At 56.4% G+C, this 25,594-nt stretch carries 19 protein-coding genes and 3 pseudogenes; 14 read left to right on the top strand and 8 right to left on the bottom strand.

All coding sequences use genetic code 11. The annotated features are described in order from the left end of the window. Window positions 1–9: 9 nt before the first annotated feature. Together araG and WH277_RS16830 are read right to left on the bottom strand one after the other, a co-directional pair. A complete protein-coding gene (gene araG / locus WH277_RS16835; protein WP_133845168.1) occupies window positions 10–1,533 on the bottom strand; it encodes an L-arabinose ABC transporter ATP-binding protein AraG in 1,524 nt (507 codons plus the stop codon). 464 nt (window positions 1,534–1,997) lie between these two features. Further along, on the bottom strand, window positions 1,998–2,981 hold the full coding sequence (locus tag WH277_RS16830; RefSeq protein WP_133845170.1) for an arabinose ABC transporter substrate-binding protein: 984 nt from the start codon (window positions 2,979–2,981) through the stop codon (window positions 1,998–2,000). Window positions 2,982–3,353: 372 nt separating this feature from the next. Between WH277_RS16830 and WH277_RS16825 the strand changes: the two genes are divergently transcribed. The 4 genes from WH277_RS16825 (at window position 3,354) to WH277_RS16810 (ending at window position 9,222) form a co-directional block, all read left to right on the top strand. Further along, a complete protein-coding gene (locus WH277_RS16825) occupies window positions 3,354–5,039 on the top strand; it encodes a ribulokinase (RefSeq protein WP_133845172.1) in 1,686 nt (561 codons plus the stop codon). An 11-nt stretch (window positions 5,040–5,050) separates the two neighbouring features. Further along, window positions 5,051–6,556, top strand: a complete 1,506-nt coding sequence (gene araA, locus WH277_RS16820) for an L-arabinose isomerase (RefSeq protein ID WP_133845174.1) — start codon at window positions 5,051–5,053, stop codon at window positions 6,554–6,556. Between the two features lie 246 nt (window positions 6,557–6,802). Next, window positions 6,803–8,014 carry a hypothetical protein gene (locus WH277_RS16815; protein WP_339505982.1) on the top strand — a complete coding sequence of 404 codons (1,212 nt, stop codon included), beginning with the start codon at window positions 6,803–6,805 and terminating at the stop codon, window positions 8,012–8,014. A 23-nt stretch (window positions 8,015–8,037) separates the two neighbouring features. After that, complete coding sequence (locus tag WH277_RS16810; RefSeq protein WP_445235322.1) at window positions 8,038–9,222, top strand: amidohydrolase; 1,185 nt, start codon at window positions 8,038–8,040, stop codon at window positions 9,220–9,222. Window positions 9,223–9,466: 244 nt separating this feature from the next. Here WH277_RS16810 and yjfF read toward each other — a convergent pair whose 3' ends face one another. The 4 genes and pseudogenes from yjfF to ytfQ form a co-directional block, all read right to left on the bottom strand. Beyond that, window positions 9,467–10,450: a galactofuranose ABC transporter, permease protein YjfF gene (gene yjfF, locus WH277_RS16805; protein WP_133845179.1), complete on the bottom strand. Its 984-nt coding sequence runs from the start codon at window positions 10,448–10,450 to the stop codon at window positions 9,467–9,469. Beyond that, entirely contained in the window at window positions 10,443–11,462 is a 1,020-nt protein-coding gene (ytfT, locus tag WH277_RS16800; protein ID WP_133845181.1) for a galactofuranose ABC transporter, ATP-binding protein YtfT, read from the bottom strand. The genes yjfF and ytfT overlap by 8 nt, the downstream gene beginning before the upstream one ends. Then, a pseudogene (locus tag WH277_RS16795) lies at window positions 11,455–12,812 on the bottom strand (sugar ABC transporter ATP-binding protein); the annotation flags it as partial. The gene ytfT and the pseudogene WH277_RS16795, both read right to left, overlap by 8 nt. A gap of 7 nt (window positions 12,813–12,819) precedes the next feature. Further along, window positions 12,820–13,729, bottom strand: a pseudogene (ytfQ, locus tag WH277_RS16790) (galactofuranose ABC transporter, galactofuranose-binding protein YtfQ). Window positions 13,730–14,219: 490 nt separating this feature from the next. Between ytfQ and ydgT the strand changes: the two are divergent. The 10 genes and pseudogenes from ydgT to WH277_RS16740 all read left to right on the top strand — a co-directional run bounded on the left by ydgT (window position 14,220) and on the right by WH277_RS16740 (window position 22,355). After that, window positions 14,220–14,435 carry a transcription modulator YdgT gene (gene ydgT / locus WH277_RS16785; protein WP_159337200.1) on the top strand — a complete coding sequence of 72 codons (216 nt, stop codon included), beginning with the start codon at window positions 14,220–14,222 and terminating at the stop codon, window positions 14,433–14,435. 120 nt (window positions 14,436–14,555) lie between these two features. Next, window positions 14,556–14,996, top strand: a complete 441-nt coding sequence (locus WH277_RS16780; protein ID WP_133845189.1) for a DUF2569 domain-containing protein — start codon at window positions 14,556–14,558, stop codon at window positions 14,994–14,996. 126 nt (window positions 14,997–15,122) lie between these two features. Further along, a complete protein-coding gene (gene rsxA / locus WH277_RS16775) occupies window positions 15,123–15,704 on the top strand; it encodes an electron transport complex subunit RsxA (RefSeq protein WP_133845191.1) in 582 nt (193 codons plus the stop codon). Then, window positions 15,704–16,279 carry an electron transport complex subunit RsxB gene (rsxB, locus tag WH277_RS16770; protein WP_133845193.1) on the top strand — a complete coding sequence of 192 codons (576 nt, stop codon included), beginning with the start codon at window positions 15,704–15,706 and terminating at the stop codon, window positions 16,277–16,279. The genes rsxA and rsxB overlap by 1 nt, the downstream gene beginning before the upstream one ends. Next, window positions 16,272–18,588, top strand: a pseudogene (rsxC, locus tag WH277_RS16765) (electron transport complex subunit RsxC). Before rsxB ends, rsxC begins: the two are co-directional and overlap by 8 nt. Further along, window positions 18,589–19,650 carry an electron transport complex subunit RsxD gene (gene rsxD, locus WH277_RS16760; RefSeq protein ID WP_133845197.1) on the top strand — a complete coding sequence of 354 codons (1,062 nt, stop codon included), beginning with the start codon at window positions 18,589–18,591 and terminating at the stop codon, window positions 19,648–19,650. After that, entirely contained in the window at window positions 19,650–20,282 is a 633-nt protein-coding gene (gene rsxG, locus WH277_RS16755) for an electron transport complex subunit RsxG (RefSeq protein ID WP_133845199.1), read from the top strand. The genes rsxD and rsxG overlap by 1 nt, the downstream gene beginning before the upstream one ends. Beyond that, entirely contained in the window at window positions 20,275–20,979 is a 705-nt protein-coding gene (locus WH277_RS16750) for an electron transport complex subunit E (RefSeq protein ID WP_133845201.1), read from the top strand. The genes rsxG and WH277_RS16750 overlap by 8 nt, the downstream gene beginning before the upstream one ends. Continuing rightward, complete coding sequence (nth, locus tag WH277_RS16745) at window positions 20,976–21,608, top strand: endonuclease III (protein WP_133845203.1); 633 nt, start codon at window positions 20,976–20,978, stop codon at window positions 21,606–21,608. Before WH277_RS16750 ends, nth begins: the two co-directional genes overlap by 4 nt. A 111-nt stretch (window positions 21,609–21,719) precedes the next feature. After that, complete coding sequence (locus WH277_RS16740) at window positions 21,720–22,355, top strand: carbonic anhydrase (protein ID WP_133845205.1); 636 nt, start codon at window positions 21,720–21,722, stop codon at window positions 22,353–22,355. Window positions 22,356–22,443: 88 nt separating this feature from the next. Here the strand turns inward: WH277_RS16740 and betA are convergent, their stop codons facing one another. Further along, window positions 22,444–24,090 (bottom strand): choline dehydrogenase, encoded by a 1,647-nt coding sequence (gene betA, locus WH277_RS16735; RefSeq protein ID WP_133845206.1) that lies wholly within the window; start codon window positions 24,088–24,090, stop codon window positions 22,444–22,446. Between the two features lie 46 nt (window positions 24,091–24,136). Further along, entirely contained in the window at window positions 24,137–25,594 is a 1,458-nt protein-coding gene (betB, locus tag WH277_RS16730) for a betaine-aldehyde dehydrogenase (protein ID WP_133845461.1), read from the bottom strand.

Here is a 25,594-nt window from a genome sequence, read left to right as displayed (position 1 = left end):
CCTGCATAGTCAGGCCACGTGTGTGGCAGGTTTGGCGGTTTTTGGCATCGCCAGACTCAGCGTCAGGGCTTCAGTGGCGTCGTTATGGTCCAGCTCTCCGGCGATTTCGCCTTCGCGCATCACCAGAATACGGTCAGCCAGCCCCATCACTTCGGGCAGGTCACTGGAGGCAAACAGCACCGCAATACCCTGGTCGGCCAGGGCGTAAATCAGCTGATAAATTTCGTTTTTCGCGCCGACGTCAATGCCGCGCGTGGGTTCATCCAGCAGGATGACTTTCATCTCTTCGGACAGCCAGCGACCGAGGATCGCCTTCTGCTGATTGCCCCCGGACAGATTCATAATCAGCTGGTCTGCTGACGGGGTTTTGATATTGAGCGAGCGGATATGCACCCCGGCATTGCTGGCTTCCCAGCTGTTGTTGATCAGACAACCTGCCTTCAGGTTATTACGCCTGGCGCTGATATTGATGTTGTCGCGCACGGAATGTACCGGGATGATGCCATCGGCCTTGCGGTCCTCCGGGCAGAGCATAATACCGGCGCGAATGGCTTCAATCGGCTCATTAATCTGGAGTTTTTTACCATCCAGCCACAGTTCACCGCTGGTCAGACGCGTGGCACCAAACAGCCCTTTCATCAACTCACTGCGCCCGGCCCCCACCAGGCCAAACAGCCCGACAATTTCCCCTGCACGCACGCTGAACGATACCGGACTGCGCACGCCTTTGGCATGCACATTGTCCAGCTTCAGTCTCACATCGCCCTGCGCGCGTGGTCGGTAACCGTAGATATCACCAATTTCACGCCCCACCATCGCCTGCACCAGTTCGTCGTTTCCGGTGGTGGCCATATCGGTAAAGGTACGTACGTAGCGGCCATCTTTAAACACCGTGATGGCATCGCTGAGGGCAAAAATCTCCTCCATGCGATGGGAGACATACAGCACCACGCGGCCGTCGGCACGCAGCTGGCGGATCACGCGGAACAGCTGATCAATTTCACGCGCCGAGAGCGAGCTGGTCGGCTCATCAAAGGCGATAACCTGCGCATTACGCGTTAACGCTTTGGCAATTTCCACCATCTGCCACTGCCCGAGAGAGAGGTATTTCAGCGGCATATCCGGGTCAATATCCATACCGAGGATTTTGAGCTGACGCGCGGCTTCTGAGCGCAGGCGGGAACGATTGACCAGCCCGGCACGTTGTGGCAACTGGCCTAAAAAGATATTTTCTGCCACCGACATTTCCGGCACCAGATGGAGTTCCTGATAAATAATCGCCACCCCGGCATTGAGCGCATCGGTGGTGTTTTGAAAATTAACTGGCTGGCCCTGCAGGCGAATCTCACCGCCGCTGGCCTGATAGCTTCCGCTGAGAATTTTGAGCAGCGTTGATTTCCCGGCGCCGTTTTCCCCCATCAGGGCATGCACTTGTCCTGCATAACAGTCAAAACTGATGTCCTGTAGCGCCTTCACGCCCGGGAAGGTTTTGCTGATGCCGTGAAAGCTGAGGTACGGTGGTTGCGAAGTCATGGTGTCTCCTGCATTTTTGGGTGGAGGCATCCGGGCGAGGCATGCCTCGCCCCTACGGTCGTGTGTTTTGCAGGGGCGGGCATCCCTCACCCCTGCGGTCGTGTGTTATGCAGGGGCGGGCATCCCTCACCCCTGCGGTCGTGTGTTATGCAGGGGCGGGCATCCCTCACCCCTGCGGTCGTGTGTTATGCAGGGGCGGGCATCCCTCACCCCTGCGGTCGTGTGTTATGCAGGGGCGGGCATCCCTCACCCCTGCGGTCGTGTGTTATGCAGGGGCGGGCATCCCTCACCCCTGCGGTCGTGTGTTATGCAGGGGCGGGCATCCCTCACCCCTGCGGTCGTGTGTTATGCAGGGGCGGGCATCCCTCACCCCTGCGGTCATGTGTTTTGCAGGGGCGGGCATCCCTTACCCCAGCGGTCATGTGTTATGTAGGGGTCGGGCATGCCCCACCCGCTGCCACGGATTACATCAGGCCTTTTTTCGCCAGTTCTGCTTTGAAGTTGTCGCGGGTGATCAGCACCACATCGGTCACTTCGGTAAATTTGGCAGGCTCGATATCTTTCGTCACCCAGTCATGCAGCATCTGGATACTGCGATAACCGTGGACATCCGGGCTTGGCAGCAGCGAACCATAGAATCCGGTCGCCTGGCCTTTCGACAGTTCACTCACTGCATCCACACCGTTAATGCCAATCCCAATCACATTCGGCGCTTTAAAGCCCTGACCTTCGGTCGCACGGACGCCACCCAGTACGGTGTTATCGTTCATGCCAACAATCAGCCAGTTCTTCACTTCAGGATGCTGAACCAGCAGGGAGTTACCGGCATCAAAGGCGCCGGGGATATCGTTAGATTTGGTGGGGATCTGGTAAATCTGTTTTTCCGGGAATCCGGCTGTTTTCAGGGCATCAATAGAGCCACCGGTACGGCGGCGGGCGGTGTCCAGCTCATTGGCGGTGATCGCCATCACCGCGGTGTCTTTCACATCCCAGCCGCGTTTCTGCATCTCTTTGTACAGTTCCTGGCCCTGACGTTCGCCAATTTTGGTGGCAGCCATCATCACCAGCGGTACGGTGTCCATCGGTTTGCCTTTCGCGGTCACAAACTGGTCATCCACCGCGATCACTTTCAGGCCATAACTGCGTGCTTTGGCCACAATGGCAGAGCCGAGTTTGGGATCAGGTGTACAGATAACAAACCCTTTCGCGCCGCTGGCCGCCAGACTGTCGATAGCATTCAGGGTTTTTTCACCATCCGGCACAGCGATTTTGATCACCTCGAAGCCGAGATCTTTACCGGCCTTATCGGCAAATTTCCATTCAGTCTGGAACCAGGGTTCTTCCGGTTGTTTCACCAGGAAACCCAGCTTCATGGTTTCCGCCATAGCGGATTGTGACATAACGGCTGCGAGGCCAATCGCGGCCAGCGCTTTAGTGAATTTGTGCATGAGGCTCTCCGGCTCAGTGCCCGCTCAGGGCGGGATTGTGTAAACGGTAACAATCGGTTGTTGAAAAAATTAAAAGCATTTAAACAAGACCTTACCTGAGCACTGACAACTTAACAGTGGCGGTAGTGCGCTAGTTTTACCCGCAAGTAAAGGGAAATATGTAGAGCGCTATCACACCCTGAAATTACAGTCGTTTTGTCCATCTATTCAGCCAATTTAACCGACAGGCAACATTTGAAGCCCATCACATTCCCACCCTGCATGACAGAAAAGTGCATATTTGCAGCCAGCCGCACCTAACCACTCCGCCGCGATGTTTCCAGGATAGAGGAACAGTAAAAGAGCCTCTTCTGAACATAACGGAGAACAACTATGCATAAGGGTGCGATTACCCTCGGTCTGGATTTCGGCAGCGACTCGGTCAGGGCGCTGGCGGTCGATTGCGCCAGTGGTCGTGAGCTGCACAAGCACGTGGTTGCCTATCCTCGCTGGAAGGCCGGGCGATTCTGCAACCCGGCGAACAATCAGTTCCGTCACCATCCGCAGGACTATATTGATGCCCTGGAACAGGCCATTCGTGACGTTGTCACTAAATTAACCCCTGAGCAGCGCCTTAACGTGGTGGGTATTGGCGTGGATTCCACCGGCTCCACCCCCGCTCCTGTCGATCGTGAAGGCCGCGTGCTGGCGCTGCGCCCGGAGTTTGCCGACAACCCCAATGCGATGTTCGTGCTATGGAAAGATCACACCGCGATTGAAGAAGCTGAAGCCATTACCCGACTCTGCCACAGCGGTGACTATCAGGATTACTCGCGCTTTATCGGCGGTATCTATTCGTCTGAATGGTTCTGGGCCAAGATCCTGCACATCAGCCGTAACGATGCGGCGGTTCGTGAGGCCGCCGTTTCCTGGGTGGAACTGTGCGACTGGGTGCCCGCCCTGCTCAGCGGCACTACCGCCCCTGCCGACCTGAAGCGTGGCCGCTGTGCTGCCGGTCATAAATCCCTCTGGCACCCTTTATGGCAGGGACTGCCAGAAGCGAAATTCCTTAATGCTCTCGATCCGTTGCTCACGGCCGATCTCGATCACCCGATGTTCACCGAGACCTGGACCGCCGATGTGCCTGTCGGCAAGCTCAGTGCCGAATGGGCCGAACGTCTTGGCCTGCCGGACCATGTCGTGCTGTCCGGCGGGGCATTTGACTGCCATATGGGCGCGGTGGGCGCAGGCGCACAGCCTTATACCCTGGTGAAAGTCATTGGCACTTCCACCTGCGACATTCTGATTGCCGATGCGGATCGCGTGGCTGACCGGGCGATTAAAGGCATCTGCGGCCAGGTGGACGGCAGCGTGGTACCGGGCATGATTGGCCTGGAGGCCGGACAGTCAGCCTTTGGCGATATGTATGCCTGGTTTGGCCGCCTGCTGAGCTGGCCGTTAGTGCAGGCGGCCACGCTGCACCCCGACCTGCAGCCGCAGCTGGAAGCGATCCAGCACAGCCTGCTGGAACAGCTGACCGCCGCCTGGGCGGCTGACCCACAGCTCGACCATCTTCCGGTGGTACTCGACTGGTTTAACGGCCGTCGTACCCCTTTTGCCAACCAGCGCCTGAAAGGTGTGATCACCGATCTGAATCTGGGCACCGATGCCCCAACGCTGTTTGGCGGCTTTATTGCGGCGACCGCATTTGGCGCGCGCGCCATTATGGAGTGTTTCGAACAGCAGGATATTCCGGTACAGCAAATCCTCGCGCTGGGCGGGATTGCCCGCAAATCACCAACCATCATGCAGGTGTGTTGTGATGTGATGAACCGTCCACTGGATATTGTCGCCTCCGATGAGTGCTGTGCCCTTGGCGCTGCGATTTTTGCTGCGGTGGCCGCTGGCGTGTATGCGGATATCCCCGCAGCACAGGCGCAGATGGCCAGCCCGCTGGAACAAACCCTGCAACCGGACCCGATGCGCGTTGCCCGCTTCCAACAGCTTTATCAACGTTATCTTGAATGGTGTGAACTGGCGGAACCGCAGTTTGCCCCACAACCTTCATCAGTCAGTTAAGGAATCGTTTTATGACACAGTTAAACGCCCGTAGCGTATGGTTTGTGATTGGTACACAGCATCTGTACGGTGCGGAAACCCTGCGCCAGGTGGAGCAGCACGGACAGCAGGTGGTGGATGGCTTAAACCGGGCGGGTAAACTGCCCTTCCCGCTGGTCCTTAAACCGCTGGTGAAAACCCCTGATGAAGCGCTTTCGCTGTGCCGCGAGGCTAATCACGATCAAAGCTGCCTGGGCATTATCACCTGGCTGCATACTTTCTCTCCGGCAAAAATGTGGATTGGCGGCCTGTCGATCCTGAATAAACCGTTGTTGCAGTTCCATACCCAGTTCAATGCGGAAATCCCGTGGGACACGATGGATATGGACTTTATGAACCTGAACCAGACCGCACACGGCGGGCGTGAGTTCGGCTTTATTGGCGCGCGTATGCGCCTGCCGCATCAGGTGGTGACCGGACACTGGCAGGACGAGCGTTCCCAGCAGCGTATCGGCCAATGGATGCGCGGTGCCGCCGCCCTGCTCGCCAGCCAGCAGCTCAAAGTGGCGCGCTTTGGCGACAATATGCGTGAAGTCGCGGTGACCGAAGGCGATAAAGTCGCGGCACAGATCCAGTTCGGCTATGCGGTCAATGGCTGGGGCGTGGGCGATCTGGTGGACGTGATCAACCAGGTCAGCGACGGCGATGTGAACACACTAATCGACGAGTATGAAAGCAGCTATGAGTTCAGCGCGGCGGCAGCGGTAAACGGTAATAAGCGCCAGAATGTGCTGGATGCTGCCCGTATTGAGCTGGGGATCAAGCGCTTCCTGGACGATGAAGGCTGCCGTGCGTTTACCACGAATTTCCAGACCCTGCATGGCATGACGCAGTTGCCAGGTCTGGCGGTTCAGCGCCTGATGCAGCAAGGCTATGGTTTTGCCGGTGAAGGTGACTGGAAAACCGCTGCACTGCTGCATGTGTTCAAGGTGATGGCAGGGGATTTACCGGGCGGCACCTCGTTTATGGAGGATTACACCTATCACTTCGCACCGGGTAACGATCTGGTGCTGGGTTCCCATATGCTTGAAGTCTGCCCGACCATTGCACGCGAAGCCAAACCGCTGCTGGATGTGCAGCCGCTGGGTATAGGTGGCAAAGCCGATCCGGCCCGCTTGATCTTCTCTGCCCCTGCCGGGCGCGCGGTGAACGCCAGTGTGATAGATATGGGCGACCGTTTCCGCCTGCTGGTGAATGTGGTGGATGCGATTGAACAGCCGCAGGCCCTGCCTAAGCTTCCGGTGGCCCGTGCACTGTGGCGTGCGCAGCCTTCGCTGGCGACAGCGTCTGAAGCCTGGATCCTCGGCGGCGGTGCACACCATACGGTGTTCAGCCAGGCGCTGACGGTGGAAGATATGCGCCTCTATGCTGAACTGCACGGAATTGAGGTGCTGGTGATTGATGAGGAGACAACGCTGCACGGGTTCCGCGATGCCCTGCGCTGGAACGAAGCGTACTACCGTTTGAATCAGCGTTAATCCCACGGGTTCAGTGAGATATCAGGCGGACCGCAAGAGGTCCGCCCCTCCCGTCCCTCCGTCGTGCCTTCCTGTTTCCACCGCCTTTCACTTTATTTCAATCTCTGCTGGTCAGCACGGCTGCATTCCGCTTACTATGAAACCTGGAAGCTGGAAACCCCATGATTTCATTGAGTTTTAATCATATCGTCATTCGCGCCTCGGTCAGAGGAATTATTCTAATAATTATTCAAATGGAAGTGGTTCATGTCGCAAATGCTCGCTCTTTTACTGATTATTTCTATTCTATATCTCGGTGATCTGGTTTCAGTCAGAACGAAAGCGTGGGTGCCTTCCGTCTTTGTCTGCGCGGTACTGTTTTTAATCGGTTACTGGACTTTTTTCCCCAAAGATATTGTCAGCGTTGCCGGGATCACGCCGGTGGTAGCGGTGATGCTGATGTATCTGCTGATCACCAATATGGGCACGCTGCTGTCCGTGCCGGAGTTGATCCGTCAGTGGAAGACGATTGTTATTTCTCTGGCCGGTATCGCCGGTATTTTTGTCACAGTCTTTGGCGTCTGCCTGCTACTGTTCGATTTTAATACGGCTATCGTCACTATCCCGCCACTGGTTGGCGGTATCGTTTCGGCAATTATTATGTCGAAAGGCGCGGCCAGTGCGGGTCTGGTCGATTTGTCGGTATTCGCTATTCTGATCTACGTGATGCAGGGCTTTGCCGGTTATCCGCTAACCGCCATTATGCTGCAACGCGAGGGCAAGCGAGTGCTGAGCCTGTACCGCAGCGGGGCGTGGCCTCAGGCAGTCGTGACGGCAGAGACGCCTGCGGTGACAGCGCACCCGTCAGCGGATGTCATGCCACGCCTGTTTAAACGCTTTCCAGCCCATTACAACACCAGCTACTTTAAATTCCTGCGCCTGGCGGCCGTCGGCTATCTGGCGTATCGGGTGTCTGACTGGCTGGCGCCAGTCATCTCCGTCAGCCCGTTTGTCCTGTGCCTGCTGTTTGGCGTGGTGGCGACCACGCTAGGTTTTTTAGAGAAGCAGCCATTACAGAAAGCCAACGGTTTTGGCTTTGCGGTGATGGGGCTGATGCTGTTTATCTTTGATACGCTGAACCGCGCGACGCCGGAGATGTTATTGCGCCTGCTGTTGCCCATGCTGGTGCTGATCGCCACTGCGGTTATCGGCATGTTTATCGTCTGCTGGGTGGTGGGTAAGCTGCTGGGCGTCAGCACCGAGATGGCCTTCGCCATCGCCCTGACCTCAATGTACGGTTTCCCGGCAGACTATATTATTACCCATGAAGCCATTACCGCCCTGACCCGCGATGAAAATGAGCGCGAGGTGCTGATGCAGCACATGCTGGCCCCGATGCTGGTCGGTGGATTTATCTCCGTGACCATGGTGTCCGTGGTGATGGCCGGTGTCATGGTGGCGTATATTATTACTGCATAAAAAACCAACAAGGAAGCTAAACAGTGATTAATCACGATATTAAAAAATCCGTCCATGCGCATGTTGACGCGATGATCGCCCTGCGCCGCGACCTGCATGCCCACCCGGAACTGCCATGGGAAGAAGTACGCACCACCAATACGGTGACCGCTCTGCTGGATGAAATGGGCATCGACTATCGCCGCACGCAACCGACCGGGATCATTGCCGAGATCCGTGGGGGTAAACCGGGTAAAACTGTTGCCCTGCGCGCCGACATGGATGCGCTGCCAGTGCAAGAGCTCAGCGACTCACTCAGCTATAAATCCCTGACCGACGGTAAAATGCACGCCTGCGGGCATGATGCCCACACCGCAATGCTGCTGACGGCAGCCAGAGCTTTACAGGAGCATCGCTCCCGTTTGCGCGGTAATGTAAGACTGATTTTCCAGCCTGCAGAAGAGATCGCCCAGGGTGCGCGTGCCATGGTGAAACAGGGCGCGGTGGACGGCGTTGATAACGTTTTTGGCATGCATATCTGGACGACGACTGCCTCTGGTAAAGTGTCCTGCAACGTCGGTTCATCCTTTGCCTCCGCCGACCTGCTGAAAGTCACGTTTAAAGGGCGCGGTGGCCACGGTTCGATGCCGGAAGCCTGTATTGACGCGGCGGTGGTGGCCTCATCGTTTGTGATGAATCTGCAGGCCATTGTGGCGCGGGAAACGTCCGCGCTGGCGTCCGCCGTGGTGACCATCGGGCGTATGGAAGTGGGCACACGTTTTAACGTTATCGCCGAAAATGCGGTTCTCGATGGCACGGTGCGCTGCTTTGACGTCGACACCCGTGAACGTCTTAAAGCGGCGATTGAGCGTTATGCGCAGCATACGGCGGCAATCTATGGTGCAACAGCGCAGGTTGAGTACACCTACGGCACACTGCCGGTGATTAACGAGGCACGCAGTGCGCTACTGGCACAGTCCGTGATCAGCGATGCGTTTGGGGCCGGGGTGCTGTTTGACGAGAAACCGACCACCGGTGGTGAGGATTTCAGCTTCTTTATGGAAAATATCCCCGGCTGTTTTGCCCTGCTCGGCTGTGGCAATGCCGAGAAAGGCACCGACTGGGCGCACCACCACGGCCGTTTTAATATCGATGAAGATGTGATGGTGACCGGGGCCGAACTTTATGCGCAGTACGCCTGGTGCTACCTGCAACAGGATGATTTTTAACCTCATCACGTAGACACTGTCTTGCCAGATCACTGGCAAGACATATTTAGATGATCTCCCCGTAAAACCGGGTAAGGCCCCTGCTCAACATCACGGGCAAACCGGAAAAAAGGGTCTGCCCCTACGTGAAGTGAACCGCGCTTGCGAAGGCATCCACGCAGTGGACGCAGCGCCTGCCGCAAAGGGCGGCGGCGACTGGCGGACCGCATAAGAAGGCCCGCCCTTGAGGTTATGAGTTGTGAACTTAACTTAATCGCTTCACCGGCGCATTCTGCTGCCGATCCCACATCACCGTCAGCAGCCGTTGCAGCGCAATAAACGCAAACAGCAGCACGCCGATGGCAATCTTCGTCCACCATGAACTCAATGTGCCGTCGAAGTTAATCCAGGTCTGAATCAGCCCCTGGATCAGCACGCCAAACAGCGTCCCCAGTACCGTGCCGACACCCCCCGACAGCAGCGTGCCGCCGATCACCACCGAGGCGATGGCGTCCAGCTCCACGCCCATTCCTGCCAGCGCATAACCCGCCGAGGTATAAATGGAGAATACAATGCCTGCCAGCGTCGCCAGACCCGATGACAGCATATAGATCCGCACCGTGGTGCTGCGGGTGGAAATCCCCATCAGCTGTGCAGAGGTGGCGTTGCCGCCAATGGCGTAGACCTGATTACCAAAACGGCTGCGGTGCGCCAGCAGGATACCGAACGCCACCACCACCAGCATAATCACCGCCAGCAAACTCAGGCGCCCGCCCCCCGGGATCTTCCACGCCATGGATGAGAGCGTGGCATACAGTGGGTGATCGATCGGTAATGAACTTTCAGCCACCAGATAGCTACAGCCCCGCAGGAAAAACATCCCGGCCAGCGTGATAATAAACGCCGGGATTTTCAGGGCATCAATGAGCCAGCCCATAAAGGCACCGAACGCCGTCCCCAGCGACATCACCAGCGCAAAGGCCAGCCACGGGTCGACATGGAAATCACCAATCAAACGGGCAAGGAACACCCCGGTAAAGGCGATCACCGCGCCCACCGACAGGTCAATACCGCCAGAGAGGATCACAAAGGTCATGCCAACGGCAATAATACCGAGGAAGGCGTTGTCCGTGAGGATATTGGCGATCACCCTTGTTGAAGCAAACCCCGGAAACTGGCTCAGACAGAACAGATACCCCGCCACAAACACCAGCAGGGTGATCATTAATGGCAGATGACGTTTAATCACGGCGGTGCCCTCGTTTAAACAGTTGAATAAAGCGCGGGGATTGCAGCAACAGAACCAGCATCACCACCACCGCTTTCACCACCTGATTCAGTTCTGGCGGGAAACCGGAAAGCAGAATACCGGTGTTCATGGCCTGAATAATCAGCGCACCAATCAGCGACAGCAGCAGATTAAATCGCCCGCCCATCAGAGATGCACCGCCAATCACCACCGCCAGAATCGCGTCCAGCTCCAGCCACAATCCGGCGTTGTTGGCATCGGCACCGCGAATATCCGCCGCCACAATCAGCCCGGCCACCGCGGCACACAGCCCGCTGAGAATATAGGTGCTCATCACCACCAGCCAGCCGTTGACGCCCGCATTGCGCGCCGCACGCAGGTTGATCCCCACCGCTTCAATAAACATCCCCAGCGCTGTTTTTCGCGTCAGCAACCACACCAGCAGTGCGAGGGTCAGCGTGATCCACACCGGAACGGGCAACAGCAGCAGTGTCCCGCTGCCGAGCCGCGCCAGCGCATCACTGTCGAAGGTGACAATTTGCCCCTGGGTGATCAGCTGCGCGATACCGCGCCCCGCCACCATCAGGATTAATGTGGCCACAAACGGTTGGATCTTCAGCAACGCCACCAGCACCCCATTCCATAATCCACACAGAATGCCGCTGCCCAGCGTGACCAGAATAATCACCGGAATACTGTGCCCGGCCACGGTCAGCGTGGCCGCCGTTGCGCCTGCAATCGCCATCACGGCACCCACCGACAGATCGATGCCCCCGGTGGCGATCACCAGCGTCATACCGATAGCCAGGATCGCGACGGGGGCGGCGCGGTTGAGAATATCAATCGGGCTACCGAACAGTCGTCCGTCCTGCAGATGGACAGCAAAAAAGTTGTTTGCCACCAGACTGTCAATAATCAGCACCAGCAGCAGTGCGCCAATCTGCGGTAATCCCGGCGGTAGTTTTCGTTTTAACATCGGTGGTTTCCCCGCCATCAGATGCGATTCAGGCATGTTGCTCCCCTCCTGCGGCAATCGCGTTAACAATGGCCGCAACGGACAGTTGCTCCAGTGGTATTTCCGCCACCTGCTGGCGGTCGCGCAGGATCACCACGCGGTCAGCGTATCCGACCAGTTCCTCCAGCTCCGACGAAATCACCAGCAGCGCCAGGCCGTCGGCACAGAGCGTCTCAATCAGGCGGATAATCTCTGCGTGGGCACCCACATCAATGCCACGCGTGGGTTCGTCCAGAATCAGAAACTGCGGCTTTGTGACCAGCCAGCGGGACAGCAAAACCTTCTGCTGGTTACCGCCGGAGAGCAATTCTACCGGCTGCTCCGCATCCGGGGTACGGATCCCCAGGCTTTTGATAAAGCGGTCAGCCACCTGTTGCTGCTCACGTTTGGGGATCGGTCGCAGCCAGCCTCGCTGGGCCTGCAACGCCAGGATGATATTTTCGCGTACCGATGCTGCACCAATAATGCCGTCGGTTTTACGATCTTCCGGACAGAAGCCCATGCCAAGCTTCGATGCCTGGGCCGGTGAACGGATTGTTTGCGGTTTTCCTTTTATGAAAGCGCGGCCGCTGTCAGCACGTTTAATGCCGAACAACAGTTCAGCGGTTTCCGTCCGTCCTGACCCCAACAGGCCAGCCAGCCCAACAGCCTCCCCGGGACGCACGCTCAGGCTGAAGGGTTCAATCGTCCCTTTTTTGCCATAGTCTTTAAATTCCACCACGGGCTGATTGCTTTTCAGCGTGCTGCCAGCCCGCTGTAAGGCGGTTTCCAGCAGATCGCGCCCCAGCATCAGCTTGATCAGCTCTATTTGCGGCAGCGTCCGGGTATCGCGTGTGGCGATAAACTGCCCGTTACGCAGCACGGTAATACGGTCGGTAATGCGGTAAACCTGGTCAAGGAAATGAGTGACAAAGATCAGGCTCATGCCTTTCTCTTTGAGTTGCGTCATCAACGTGAACAGCATGGTGACTTCACTGGCATCCAGACTGGCAGTCGGCTCGTCGAGGATCAGCACTTTTGCCGAGAGATCCACCGCGCGGCAAATGGCGATAATTTGCTGCATTGCCACCGAGTACTGTCCGAGGGGACGTGTCACATCCAGCTCAAAACCGTAGTCGGCCATCAGCTTCACCGCCCGCTGATTTAATGTCTTACGGTCAATCAGGGCAGCAGGTTCACTTCCTGGTAGACGGTGCCAATTCCCAGCTGCTGGGCTTCTGCCGTGTTGCGGGGATTTATCGCCTGCCCGCCGAGCATGATGGTCCCGGCATCGCGCTGATAGACGCCAGTCAGTACCTTGATCAACGTGGACTTTCCTGCACCGTTCTCCCCCAGTAGCGCCATGATGAGGGGATCAGTAACCCATCCCTTTTTTGGTGTCCAGCTGTGCCTGAGCATCGGCTGGCAGGAAAAGTTTCGTTTCAGTTTTGATAATTTTTGGCGGCATGGTGCCGTGTTTTTTTAGTTTTTTCAGCGCATCAAACGCCGGCCCCGCCATATTTGGCGTCAGCTCCACGTTGGCATTTGCCTCACCTGCCAGCATCGCTTTATAAATATCCGGCACGCCATCAATCGATCCGGTTAAAATATCTTTACCCGGTTTAAGTCCGGCTTCTTTAATAGCCTGAATGGCACCAATCGCCATATCATCGTTATGGGCGTAAACCATGCAGATATTCTTGCCGTTGTTTTCTGCCTTAATAAAGCTTTCCATGACCTCTTTCCCTTTGCTACGGGTAAAGTCACCGGACTGCGAGCGGATCACTTTAATATTGGGTGTGTTAGCAATGGCTTCAGCAAAGCCTTTTTTACGGTCAATGGCCACGCTGGCACCCACCGTGCCTTGCAGCTCTACGACGTTACAGGGTTTGCCTGCCTGATGTTTGACCAGCCAGTCACCGATCAATTTACCTTCGTAAACGTTATCGGCGGTGACGACGGCCTGATAGAGCGATTTATCTTTGACGACGATGGCACGATCGAGCAGGAAGACCGGAATTTTGGCGTCTTTGGCTTCCGAGAGCACGGGCTCCCAGCCGGTCTGAACGACGGGCGCAATAAAGATTGCGTCAACGCCCTGAGCGATAAAGGATTTTCAGCGTAATGCCGCGTTTCTGAGCCTCACTTTTTGCCACGCTGGTTTCTGCTGCGCGCCAGCCCGATTCAGAGCCAACCTGTGAGAATCCAACGGTCATGGATTCGGCCAGCGCCGGTGCAGACAGGCTGGCACTGATGAGAGTGGTTAAGAGTAAACGCTTCCACATGATCATTTTTCCTCTGATGGGATTTTATCGTATAGGGTTAAGAGCCACTAAAGCCTGGACTATTCACCGCAAAACATTTACGACAATGCTCACAAAATTCAACAAATCAAATAGCTTACGCGACAAGACCGATCTGTTTCTGTGCTAATCGATATGGAAAAAACGCGCACAGGGCGCCAAAAGAAGGTTAAATAACTGTAATAAACATAAGCGGTTGCGCCAGAAGCATTTGGAAGCGATTACAATACCGCGTGAAGTTCTGTCACCCGCACTCCCCTTCCGTTCACCCCCGATCAAACAGCAGATTTGTGAGCTGCTGCACAGTTTAATCTGTCGCGTAAAACCGGCTGCCCGCCGGGGCCGTATTGCGTATGGCTTAGGAGGAATGCTGAATTTTCTGATTTTTATATTACCAAGCCGAAACAACGTGGAATCTTTTTCTCTGCAACATATAATCAGCGACTCATTATTCTGTCGCTGGCTGACCGCAATGACCGTTCAAGACTATTTGTTAAAATTTCGCAAAGTTAATTCTCTGGAGACGCTGGAAAAACTCTTTGACCATTTGAATTACTCCCTGACCGATGACAGCGATATTATCAAGATGTACCGCGCCGCCGACCATCGTCGGGCGGAGCTGGCCTCCGGCGGACGCCTGTTCGACCTCGGCTGCGTCCCGAAAACGGTCTGGCACTACGTGGTGTAGTCCGGCAGTTGATTATCGTCCTGATGACCTGAAGCGCGATATTCCGTATAATCCTCCTCATCATGCGTAGGGCTCTGTGCAATGCGCGCTTTGCCGTCTCTGGCTGAATAAGGACAATCTGTGCCTGTTAATTCTAAACCGCGCCTCGGTGGCTGGCTTTTTGTGCCGTTGACCTGGCTGGTGTTAGTCGTCATGAACATGATTCTGGTGTTGATAATCTATGGGGGCGGACTGATTGGCCCAGCCTTTCGCAGTGCGTTAACCAATCTGCCATCGTCTGCGCTGTTGCTGTGGGGGGCCTTCCTGCTGACGACAATACTGATGCTGAGCTACAGTACCTGGATTATCTGGATGTTCTGCAAGCGTTCTCCGCGCCTGCCGCGCCATTACATTATCTGGCTGTTGATCAACGTGCTACTGGCGCTTAAGGCCTTTCTCTTCGCTCCGGTGGAAGACAGCGCGGTGGTCAACAGCTTGCTGCTCGCTCTGCTGGCGGCCAGCGTGTTTGTACCCTATTTCAAGCGTTCTCAGCGGGTTAAAAACACTTTTATCGCACCCTGATGTCGAAAAAAGCGTCAGAAATTTAATCCTGAGTGCGCTATTAAAAACCCACTGCCCCGATGCGGTTGTGGTCAGGCTCGCAATGCCTGATAATAAGCGGCTTTCTCTATATTTTCAGGCGTATCAATGACCGAATACCTGCTTCTTTTTATTGGCACAGTGCTGGTGAATAACTTCGTTTTAGTGAAGTTTCTCGGCCTCTGTCCCTTTATGGGCGTTTCCAAAAAACTGGAAACGGCAATTGGCATGGGACTCGCCACGACATTCGTCATCACACTGGCCTCCATTTGCGCCTGGCTGGTGAACCATCTGATCCTGCTGCCGCTGGACCTCGTCTATCTGCGTACCATGGCGTATATCCTGGTGATCGCCGTGGTGGTGCAGTTCACCGAGATGGTGGTGCGTAAGACCAGTCCTGACCTTTATCGCCTGTTAGGCATTTTCCTGCCGCTGATCACCACTAACTGTGCCGTGCTTGGCGTACCGCTGTTAAGCGTTAATCTTAATCATACTTTCCTTCAGGCCGCGCTTTACGGTTTCAGTGCTTCACTGGGCTTCTCTCTGGTGATGGTGCTGTTCGCCGGTATCCGCGAGCGCCTGGTGCTGGCCGATGTCCCGGCACCGTTTAAAGGCTCTTCCATTGCACTGATCACCGCCGGACTGATGGCGCTGGCATTTATGGGCTTCAGCGGGTTGGTCAAGTTCTGATGAGTGCGATTTGGATAGCGATTGCCGTGTTAAGTGCGCTCAGTCTGGTTTTCGGTGGACTGCTGGGGTATGCCTCGCGCCGTTTCAAAGTGGAAGAAGATCCGATTGTTGAGCAGATCGATGCGATTCTGCCACAAAGCCAGTGCGGCCAGTGCGGTTACCCTGGCTGCCGTCCCTACGCGGACGCCGTGGGCAATAACGGTGAGATGATCAATAAATGTGCTCCCGGCGGCGAGCAGACCATGCTTAAGCTGGCGGCGCTGCTTAATGTTGATCCTCAACCGTTGGGCGATGAAATGCCCACGGAGCCGGAACGCAAAGTGGCCTGGATTGACGAAGCCAACTGTATCGGTTGTACCAAATGTATTCAGGCCTGCCCGGTTGATGCCATTGTCGGTGCCACGCGCGCGATGCACACCGTGTTAAGCGACGTCTGTACCGGCTGCGATCTGTGCGTTGCCCCCTGCCCGACCGACTGCATTGAGATGCGTCCGGTTGCGACTACCACTGCTAACTGGAAATGGGATCTCAACACCATCCCAATCCGGGTTATTCCTGTAGAAAGTCATGTTTAACCTGCTTAATTTCTTTAAAAAAGATCGGCTCTGGGATTTCGAAGGTGGCATTCATCCACCGGAGATGAAAACCCAGTCTAATGGCGTGCCGCTGCGTCACCTGCCGTTACCTGCGCAATTTACATATTGGCCATGAAGGCGAGATTGGCGTGCGTCCGGGCGATAAGGTGCTGCGCGGGCAACCGCTGACCTTCGGCAACGGCCGCATGTTACCGATCCACGCGCCGACGTCGGGTACTGTCACGAAGATTGCGCCACATATGACGGCCCATCCGTCGGCGCTGGCTGAAATGTGCCTGTTTATTACCCCGGATGGTGAAGACCTCTGGGTGGATAAGCAAACCCTGAGCGATTATCGCAGCGTGGAACGCAATATCCTGGTAGAAAAAGTCCATCAGGCTGGCGTTGCCGGTCTTGGCGGCGCGGGTTTCCCTACGGCGACAAAACTGAAAGGTGGCCTGCGGGGTGTAAACACGCTGATCATCAACGCCGCCGAGTGCGAGCCTTATATCACCGCCGATGACCGTCTGATGCAGGACTGTGCCGATGACGTGCTGGAAGGCAGCCGCATCCTCGCGTGGATCCTGCAAGCAGAGCAGGTCTTAATCGGCATCGAGGATAATAAACCCGAGGCGATTGCCGCGCTTAAGCAGGCGTTAGGCAGCGCCACGGATTTGCATATCCGGGTGATCCCGACCAAGTACCCCTCAGGCGGTGCCAAGCAGCTCACAAAAATTCTGACCGGGAAGGAAGTGCCGCACGGTGGTCGTTCAACCGATATCGGCGTACTGATGCAAAACGTCGGCACCGCTTTTGCCGTTAAGCGCGCCATTGTCGACGGTGAAGCACTGACCGAACGCGTGGTCACCCTGACCGGTGAGTCTGTGGCAAAGCCGGGCAATGTCTGGGCGCGTCTCGGCACCCCCATCAGCCATCTGTTGCAACAGGCTGATTTTATGCCGGGTGCAGAGCAGATGGTGGTGATGGGCGGCCCGTTGATGGGCTTTACCTTGCCAACGCTGGATGTGCCCGTGGTGAAGATCACCAACTGTATTCTCGCGCCCGCCGCCAGCGAAATGGGCCAGAACGAACCGGAACAGGGCTGCATCCGTTGCAGCGCCTGTGCCGATGCCTGCCCGGCAGCCCTGTTACCGCAGCAGCTTTACTGGTACAGCCGGGGCGGCGATCACGATAAAGCGCGTGAACATAATATTGCTGACTGTATTGAGTGCGGTGCCTGCGCTTACGTCTGCCCGAGTAATATCCCGTTGGTACAGTATTACCGTCAGGAGAAAGCGGAGATCCTGGCTATTGACCAGGAGGCCGAACGTAATGCGCTGGCGAAGAGCCGTTTTGAAGCACGCCAGCTTCGCCTTGAACGTGAAAAAGCCGCGCGCGATGCCAAACATCAACAGGCAAAACGCAGCGTAGCCGCCAGTGACGCCGATGCGATCAGCGCGGCACGCGAGCGAGTCAAAGCGAAGCAGGCTGAAACATCCGGCCAGGATGCTGCAAATCAGGCAGCAAAACAGGCGCAGCGGGAAGCGCGTCAGGCGGAAGCCCATGCCCGCCAGGTGGAAGAACAGGCCAGCAGCGAACCCGTTACCCGCCAGACTGACGATCCGCGTAAAGCGGCAGTAGAAGCCGCCATTGCACGGGCAAAAGCGAAGAAAGCCACGCAGGCCACCGCCAGCGCAGCGGAACCTGCTGAAACCGAACCCCCTGCCGCTGAACCGGTGGTGGATGCACGCAAAGCGGCAGTAGAAGCCGCCATTGCACGGGCAAAAGCGAAGAAAGCCGCGCAGGCCACTGCCAGCGCAACAGCACCTGCCGAAGCCGAATCGCCGTCGGCTGAACCGGTGGTGGATGCACGCAAAGCAGCAGTGGAAGCTGCCATTGCACGGGCAAAAGCGAAGAAAGCCGCTCAGGCCACTGCCAGCGCAGCAGCACCTGCCGAAGCCGAATCGCCGTCGGCTGAACCGGTTGTGGATGCACGCAAAGCGGCTATTGAAGCCGCCATTGCCCGCGCAAAGGCGAAGAAAGCCGCGCAGGCCACTGCCAGCGCAGCAGCACCCGCTGAAGCCGAATCGCCGCCGGCAGAACCGGTGGTGGATGCACGCAAAGCGGCTATTGAAGCCGCCATTGCCCGGGCAAAAGCGAAGAAAGCCGCGCAGGCCGCAGAGTCAGTGAAAACAGAAGAGAGTGAAGCGCCTGCCGCTTCAGATGATGCACGTAAAGCGGCGGTGGCAGCGGCCATTGCGCGCGTGAAAGCGCGTAAATCGCAGCAGCCTTCAACGCAAGAGGATTAAATGGCTTTTCGTATTGCAAGTTCGCCTTACACTCACAACCGCCGCAGCACCAGCACCATTATGCTGCTGGTGCTGATTGCTGCCGTGCCTGGCATGGTGGCACAGTGGTACTATTTTGGCTGGGGTAACCTGATTCAGGTCCTGATTGCTGCCATCGCTGCCATCGGTGCTGAAGCCGCCATACTGCGCCTGCGCAAACTGCCGCTGGCAGACACACTGAAAGATAATTCTGCGCTGCTCACTGCCCTGCTGTTGGGCATCAGCATTCCTTCGCTGGCGCCCTGGTGGGTGATTGTGATCGGTACGCTGTTTGCCGTGGTGATTTCCAAGCAGCTTTACGGTGGTCTTGGGCAGAACCCGTTTAACCCGGCGATGGTCGGATATGTGGTGCTGCTGATCTCCTTCCCGGTGCAGATGACCAGTTGGTTGCCGCCGGACGGTTTACAGGGAATGACACCGACCCTCGGTGACACCCTGAGCATGATCTTCCATTTCCATACGCTGGATGGTCACACCATGCAGCAGTTGCAGGTGGGGATTGACGGGGTCAGCCAGGCAACGCCACTGGACACCTTCAAGACCGGACTGCGCGCCGGGCACAGCGCAGAACAGCTGCTGGCGCAGCCGATTTACAGCGGCGTACTGGCCGGGCTGGGCTGGCAGTGGGTGAACGTCGGTTATCTGCTGGGCGGTGTTTTCCTGCTCTGCACCCGCAGCATCCGCTGGCATATTCCGGCAGGGATGCTGATCTCGCTGGCGTTTTGTGCCACCCTGGGCTGGTTAATTTCTCCGCACAGTCTGGTGTCTCCCGTCATTCATCTGTTGTCCGGTGCGACCATGCTTGGCGCGTTCTTTATTGCCACTGACCCGGTCACCGCCTCAACCACGAACAAAGGCCGGCTGATCTATGGCGCATTAATTGGCCTGCTGGTATGGCTGATCCGCAGTTTCGGGGGTTACCCGGATGGCGTGGCCTTTGCCGTGCTGCTGGCCAACATCTGCGTACCGTTGATCGATTACTACACGCAGCCGCGCGTTTACGGCCATCGGAAGGATAAATAATGCTGGATGCCATTCGTAAAAACGGTGTCACGCTGGCCGTGTTTGCCGCTATCACTACCGGGCTGACGGCGGTGGTCAACACGGTCACCAAACCGACGATTGCTCATCAGACTGCGTTACAGCAGAAAGTATTGCTGGACCAGGTGGTGCCGCCGGAGCTGTATGATAACCACATTCAGCAGGAGTGCTATATCGTCAGTAATCCGGCCCTGGGTAATGCCAGTCCGCACCATCTTTATCTGGCGCGTAAAGGCGATAAACCGGTTGCCGTAGCCGTTGAAACCACCGCTCCCGATGGCTATTCGGGTAATATTCAGATGATTGTTGGCGCCAGTTTTACCGGCACGGTTTACGGCACACGCGTGGTCGAACACCACGAAACGCCGGGTCTGGGCGATAAAATTGAGCTGCGCATTTCCGACTGGATCAACAGCTTCAACGGCAAACAGGTAAAAGGCGCCGATGACAGCCAGTTCGCAGTGAAAAAAGACGGGGGTGAGTTTGACCAGTTTACGGGTGCCACCATTACCCCACGCGCCGTGGTGAATGCGGTTAAGCGCACAACGTTGTATATTGAAACCTTACCGGAGCAGCTTTCTTCGCTGCCACCTTGTGGAGAGTCCAATGAGTGAAGCCAAAACCCTGCTGGTCGGCGGGCTGTGGAAGAATAACTCAGCGCTGGTTCAGTTGCTAGGCCTGTGCCCGCTGCTGGCCGTGACCTCAACGGCGACAAATGCGCTCGGCCTCGGTCTGGCAACCACGCTGGTACTGACCTGCACCAATAGCGGAATTTCGCTTTCGCGCCGCTGGGTGCCCTCTGAAATACGTATTCCTATTTACGTGATGATTATCGCTGCGGTGGTGAGCTGCGTGCAGATGTTGATCAATGCCTATGCTTACGGCCTCTATCAGTCGCTGGGGATCTTTATCCCGCTGATCGTCACCAACTGCATTGTCGTCGGGCGTGCGGAAGCGGTGGCATCGAAAAGCAGTATTCCGCTCTCGGCCCTGGATGGCATGGCCATCGGCCTGGGGGCCACCAGCGTGATGGTGGTGCTGGGTTCGATTCGCGAAATCATCGGTAACGGCACCCTCTTTAACGGTGCGGATCAACTGCTCGGCCCCTGGGCGAAAGTGATGCGCATTGAGGTTGTCCACTTTGATTCCCCGATGCTGCTGGCGATGCTGCCGCCGGGTGCTTTTATCGGTCTGGGCATGCTGCTGGCCGCTAAGTATCTGATTGATAATAAAATGAAACAACGTGCCGCTCTGAAGGCTGAAAGAGAAGCGCAGGCGTTGCCGGATGGAAAAACAACAGGTGTGCTGTGAATAAGGAAAAGCGTCAGGAAATTTTGACCCGGCTGCGGGATAACAACCCGCATCCCACCACGGAACTGATGTTCACCTCTCCTTTTGAACTGCTGATTTCGGTTCTGCTGTCTGCGCAGGCTACCGATGTCAGCGTGAATAAAGCCACGGCAAAACTCTACCCGGTTGCTAATACGCCTGCCGCCATTCTGGCGCTGGGTGTCGATGGGGTGAAAGAGTACATCAAGACCATCGGCCTGTTTAACAGCAAGGCTGAGAACGTGATAAAGACCTGCCGGATTCTGCTGGAACAGCATGGCGGTGAAGTGCCGGAGAGTCGTGAGGCACTGGAAGCGTTACCCGGCGTTGGGCGTAAGACGGCCAACGTCGTATTAAATACCGCCTTTGGCTGGCCGACTATCGCCGTCGACACGCATATTTTCCGCGTCTGTAATCGCACCCGTTTTGCACCTGGCAAAAACGTGGAACAGGTGGAAGAGAAGCTGCTGAAGGTGGTGCCGAAAGCGTTTATGGTCGACTGCCACCACTGGCTGATCTTGCATGGCCGCTACACCTGCATTGCGCGTAAACCGCGCTGCGGCTCCTGCCTGATTGAAGATCTTTGTGAATTTGATGCTAAAGTAGAATGACCAGACGTCTTAAAAATGCCTTCTGACCCTCATAACAATATCATTTTATGACTATTATCGGCCCGTTCCCTGACGTGGTTCGCGGCCATAATCCAGGATAGAGAGAGTGCTATGCAACATATCATTGAAGGTTTCCTCAACTTCCAGAAAGACATTTTCCCCGAGCAAAAAGAACTTTTCCGCAGCCTTGCTTCAAGCCAGAATCCCAAAGCGCTGTTTATCTCCTGCTCCGACAGCCGCCTGGTGCCGGAACTGGTCACCCAGCAGGACCCGGGACAACTCTTCGTGATTCGTAACGCAGGTAACATCGTGCCGTCATTCGGGCCTGAGCCTGGCGGCGTGTCTGCCACTATCGAATATGCCGTGGTGGCGCTGGGTGTGACGGATATCGTGATTTGCGGCCACTCCAACTGCGGTGCAATGAAGGCGATTGCCACCTGTCAGTGCCTTGATCCGATGCCTGCCGTAGCGCACTGGCTGCACTATTCTGATGCGGCGAAAGCCGTGGTCGAGAAAAAGACCTATGCCACTGAAGAAGACAAAGTGAATGCGATGGTGCAGGAAAATGTCATTGCGCAATTAAATAATATTAAAACTCACCCCTCGGTCGCCGTAGGACTGCGCAACAATGCGCTGCGGCTGCACGGCTGGGTGTATGACATTGAAAGTGGTGCTATTCGCGCACTGGAGAAAGACACGAAGGAGTTTGTTCTGTTGTCGGAAAACCCTGAGGTTTACTTCGAGTAACGATTTTGGTTACGGGGCGACCGAAACGAAAAGTCGCCCTACAGCAAACGTCGGGGCTGACCTTCTGTTTCGGTCAGCCCACATCGTATTAACGGCTTAACTGATAGTAATCCGCTTCTGACAGCGGTAATGGCGCTTTGCCGCGAATGGCGTCAGATATTTTCTCCGCAATCATCACCGTTGGGGCATTCAGGTTGCCCGTGACAATCTGCGGCATAATCGACGCATCGACCACACGCAGGCTGTTCATGCCGTGCACGCGCCCTTCTGCATCCACCACGGCCATCGCATCGGTACCCATCGCGCAGCTACCACAGGGGTGATAGGCGGTTTCCGCATGCTCACGGATAAAGGCGTCGATCTCCTCATCGCTCTGCACGTTGATCCCGGGCTGCAACTCTTCACCGCAATATTCGGCCAGCGCTGGCTGACGCATAATCTCGCGCGTCAGACGCACTGCGTTACGGAACTCCACCCAGTCACGCTCTTCCGACATATAGTTGAAGAAGATCGATGGCGCAGCATACGGGTGTTTGGATGTCAGCTTGATACGGCCACGGCTCATAGAGCGCATCGGGCCGACGTGAGCCTGGAAACCATGCTGTTTCACCGGGCTGCTGCCGTTGTAGTTAATCGCTACCGGAAGGAAATGGTATTGCAGATCGGGCCAGTCTGGCTGATCGTCACTGCGGATAAACCCGCCCGCTTCAAACTGGTTGCTGGCACCTACACCCGTGCCGTTGAACAGCCACTCAGCACCGATAGCGGGCTGATTCCACCACTGCAAGGCAGGATACAGGCTGACCGGTTTTTTACAGCCGTACTGCATGTAAACTTCCAGGTGATCCTGTAAGTTGCGCCCGACGCCTGGGAGTGCATGAACCACCTCGATATCCAGCTCACGCAGCCACTCTTCCGGCCCAACGCCCGAACGTTGCAGGATCTGCGGCGAGTTGATCGCCCCGGCACACAGCAGCACTTCACGGCGGGCTTCCGCCTGCTCTTGTTTACCGTTACGCAGCCAGGTGACACCCGTGGCGGTTTTGCCGCTGAACAGAATACGGTCGGTCTGCGCATGGGTAACAATGGTCAGGTTCTGACGCGTTTTGGCCACATCCAGATAGCCGCGCGCGGTGCTGGAACGACGGCCTTTGGCGGTCACGGTGCGGTCCATTGGGCCAAAGCCGTCCTGGCGATATCCGTTAAGATCGTCGGTTTCATGATGTCCTGCCTGCTGGGCGGCATCAATAAAGGCGCGATAGAGCGGATTATTGCCTTTTTTCGGCGTGGTGACGCTGAGATAACCGTCACCACCGTGCCAGTCGTTTTCTCCGATATCGCGCTTTTCCGCACGACGGAAATACGGCAGGCAGTTCAGATAGGACCAGTTTTCCAGACCGGGTTTGCTCGCCCAGTTGTCGTAGTCCATCGCGTTACCACGGATGTAACACATACCGTTGATCAGTGAAGAACCGCCAAGGCCTTTGCCGCGTCCGCACTCCATACGGCGGTTATCCATATGAGGTTCAGGATCGGTTTCAAATGCCCAGTTGTAGCGTTTACCCTGCAGTGGATAAGCCAAAGCGGCTGGCATTTGGGTACGGAAGTCCCAGCGGTGATCTTTGCCGCCTGCTTCCAGTAACAGTACCGATACGTCAGCATCCTCAGTCAAACGGGTTGCCAGCACGTTGCCTGCTGAACCCGCACCAATAATGATATAGTCAAATTTCTGCATTAAACCTCCGGAAATATTGCCGCGACGCGCACGCCGCGGCGAAAAATCAGAACGCGGATGGATACTCACCCATCTCGATCAGAATAGATTTGGTTCTGGTGTAGTGATGCAGCGTTTCCAGACCATTTTCACGCCCTACGCCCGACTGCTTATAGCCGCCAACAGGCATCGGTGCAGGTGACTCGCCCCAGCTGTTTACCCAGCAGATACCGGCTTCCAGCTGATGGATCACCCGATGTGCGCGATTCAGTGAAGTGGTAAACACCCCGGCCGCCAGACCGTACTCGGTATCATTGGCGCGCTTGATGACTTCGTCTTCATCGTCAAACACCAGGATGCTCATAACAGGGCCAAAGATCTCTTCACGCACGATACGCATGTCGTCGGTGCAGTCGGTAAAGACCGTTGGCTGCACGTAACACCCTTTCGCCAGTGGACCTTCGGTAATACGTGAACCGCCAGCCAGCAGACGCGCCCCTTCTTGTTTACCGATCTCCAGATACGAGACCACTTTTTGGCAATGCCCTTCACTCACCAGCGGGCCAAAGTTGACCGCCGGGTCGGTCGGGTCACCGCAGTGGATCCCGGCCATTTTCTCTTGCAGACGTTTTTCAAAGGCAGGCAACAGCGAACGCTGGACAAACACGCGCGTTCCGTTGGTGCATACCTGGCCGCTGCTGTAGAAGTTTGCCATCATCGCGCCGTCGACCGCACGCTCCAGATCGGCGTCCTCAAACACCACCAGCGGTGACTTCCCGCCCAGCTCCATAGTGACAGACTTCAGGTTAGCCAGTGCGGCATCGGCCATTACGCGTTTACCGGTGTTCACTTCACCCGTAAAGGACACTTTGGCAATCCCGGTGTGCTGACTCAACCCCTGACCCACGGCAGCAGCGCCCTGAACGACGTTGAACACGCCATCCGGCAGCCCGGCTTCGGTAAAGATTTTGGCCAGTTCGAGTACGCTGAGAGGCGTGACTTCACTCGGCTTGAAGATCATCGCGTTGCCCGTTGCCAGCGCAGGTGCGCTTTTCCACAGGGCAATCTGAATCGGATAGTTCCAGGCACCAATGCCAGCACAGACGCCCAGCGGCTCGCGGCGGGTATAGACCAGCGCGGTGTCACGCAGCGGAATGGATTCGCCTTCGACGGCGACGGCCAGCCCGGCGTAATACTCCAGCACATCCGCGCCGGTGACGATATCCACGGCTGAGGTTTCACCGATCGGTTTGCCGGTATCGGCCGTTTCCAGCTCGGCCAGTTCCTGATTGCGTTCGCGCAACAGGGCAACGGCCTTCAGCAGAACGCGGCTGCGTTCAACCGGAGTATAGCTACGCCAGATACGCTGGCCGGCTTGTGCAGAAGCAACAGCGTCATCAATATCCTGCTGGCTGGCGGCGGTTATTTCAGCCAGGACATTGCCGTTGGCAGGGTTAACGGTGGTGAACAGTTCGCCATTGCCAGGCACTTCGCGTCCGTTGATGTATAAACCGCGGCGTTTCAT

This window comes from Erwinia sp. MYb416 (assembly GCF_037479575.1).
Lineage (GTDB): Bacteria > Pseudomonadota > Gammaproteobacteria > Enterobacterales > Enterobacteriaceae > Erwinia > Erwinia rhapontici.
The sequence above is the reverse complement of the archived record's forward strand: the minus strand, read 5'-3'. Positions and strand labels throughout refer to the sequence as shown.

Bases quoted from the DNA above. Each gene is read 5' to 3' on its own strand.
- araG (WP_133845168.1), bottom strand. From the start codon at position 1,533: ATGACTTCGCAACCACCGTACCTCAGCTTTCACGGCATCAGCAAAACC.
- WH277_RS16830 (WP_133845170.1), bottom strand. From the start codon at position 2,981: ATGCACAAATTCACTAAAGCGCTGGCCGCGATTGGCCTCGCAGCCGTT.
- WH277_RS16825 (WP_133845172.1), top strand. From the start codon at position 3,354: ATGCATAAGGGTGCGATTACCCTCGGTCTGGATTTCGGCAGCGACTCG.
- araA (WP_133845174.1), top strand. From the start codon at position 5,051: ATGACACAGTTAAACGCCCGTAGCGTATGGTTTGTGATTGGTACACAG.
- WH277_RS16815 (WP_339505982.1), top strand. From the start codon at position 6,803: ATGTCGCAAATGCTCGCTCTTTTACTGATTATTTCTATTCTATATCTC.
- ytfT (WP_133845181.1), bottom strand. From the start codon at position 11,462: ATGCCTGAATCGCATCTGATGGCGGGGAAACCACCGATGTTAAAACGA.
- ydgT (WP_159337200.1), top strand. From the start codon at position 14,220: ATGACCGTTCAAGACTATTTGTTAAAATTTCGCAAAGTTAATTCTCTG.
- rsxA (WP_133845191.1), top strand. From the start codon at position 15,123: ATGACCGAATACCTGCTTCTTTTTATTGGCACAGTGCTGGTGAATAAC.
- rsxB (WP_133845193.1), top strand. From the start codon at position 15,704: ATGAGTGCGATTTGGATAGCGATTGCCGTGTTAAGTGCGCTCAGTCTG.
- rsxD (WP_133845197.1), top strand. From the start codon at position 18,589: ATGGCTTTTCGTATTGCAAGTTCGCCTTACACTCACAACCGCCGCAGC.
- rsxG (WP_133845199.1), top strand. From the start codon at position 19,650: ATGCTGGATGCCATTCGTAAAAACGGTGTCACGCTGGCCGTGTTTGCC.
- WH277_RS16750 (WP_133845201.1), top strand. From the start codon at position 20,275: ATGAGTGAAGCCAAAACCCTGCTGGTCGGCGGGCTGTGGAAGAATAAC.
- WH277_RS16740 (WP_133845205.1), top strand. From the start codon at position 21,720: ATGCAACATATCATTGAAGGTTTCCTCAACTTCCAGAAAGACATTTTC.
- betA (WP_133845206.1), bottom strand. From the start codon at position 24,090: ATGCAGAAATTTGACTATATCATTATTGGTGCGGGTTCAGCAGGCAAC.
- betB (WP_133845461.1), bottom strand. From the start codon at position 25,594: ATGAAACGCCGCGGTTTATACATCAACGGACGCGAAGTGCCTGGCAAT.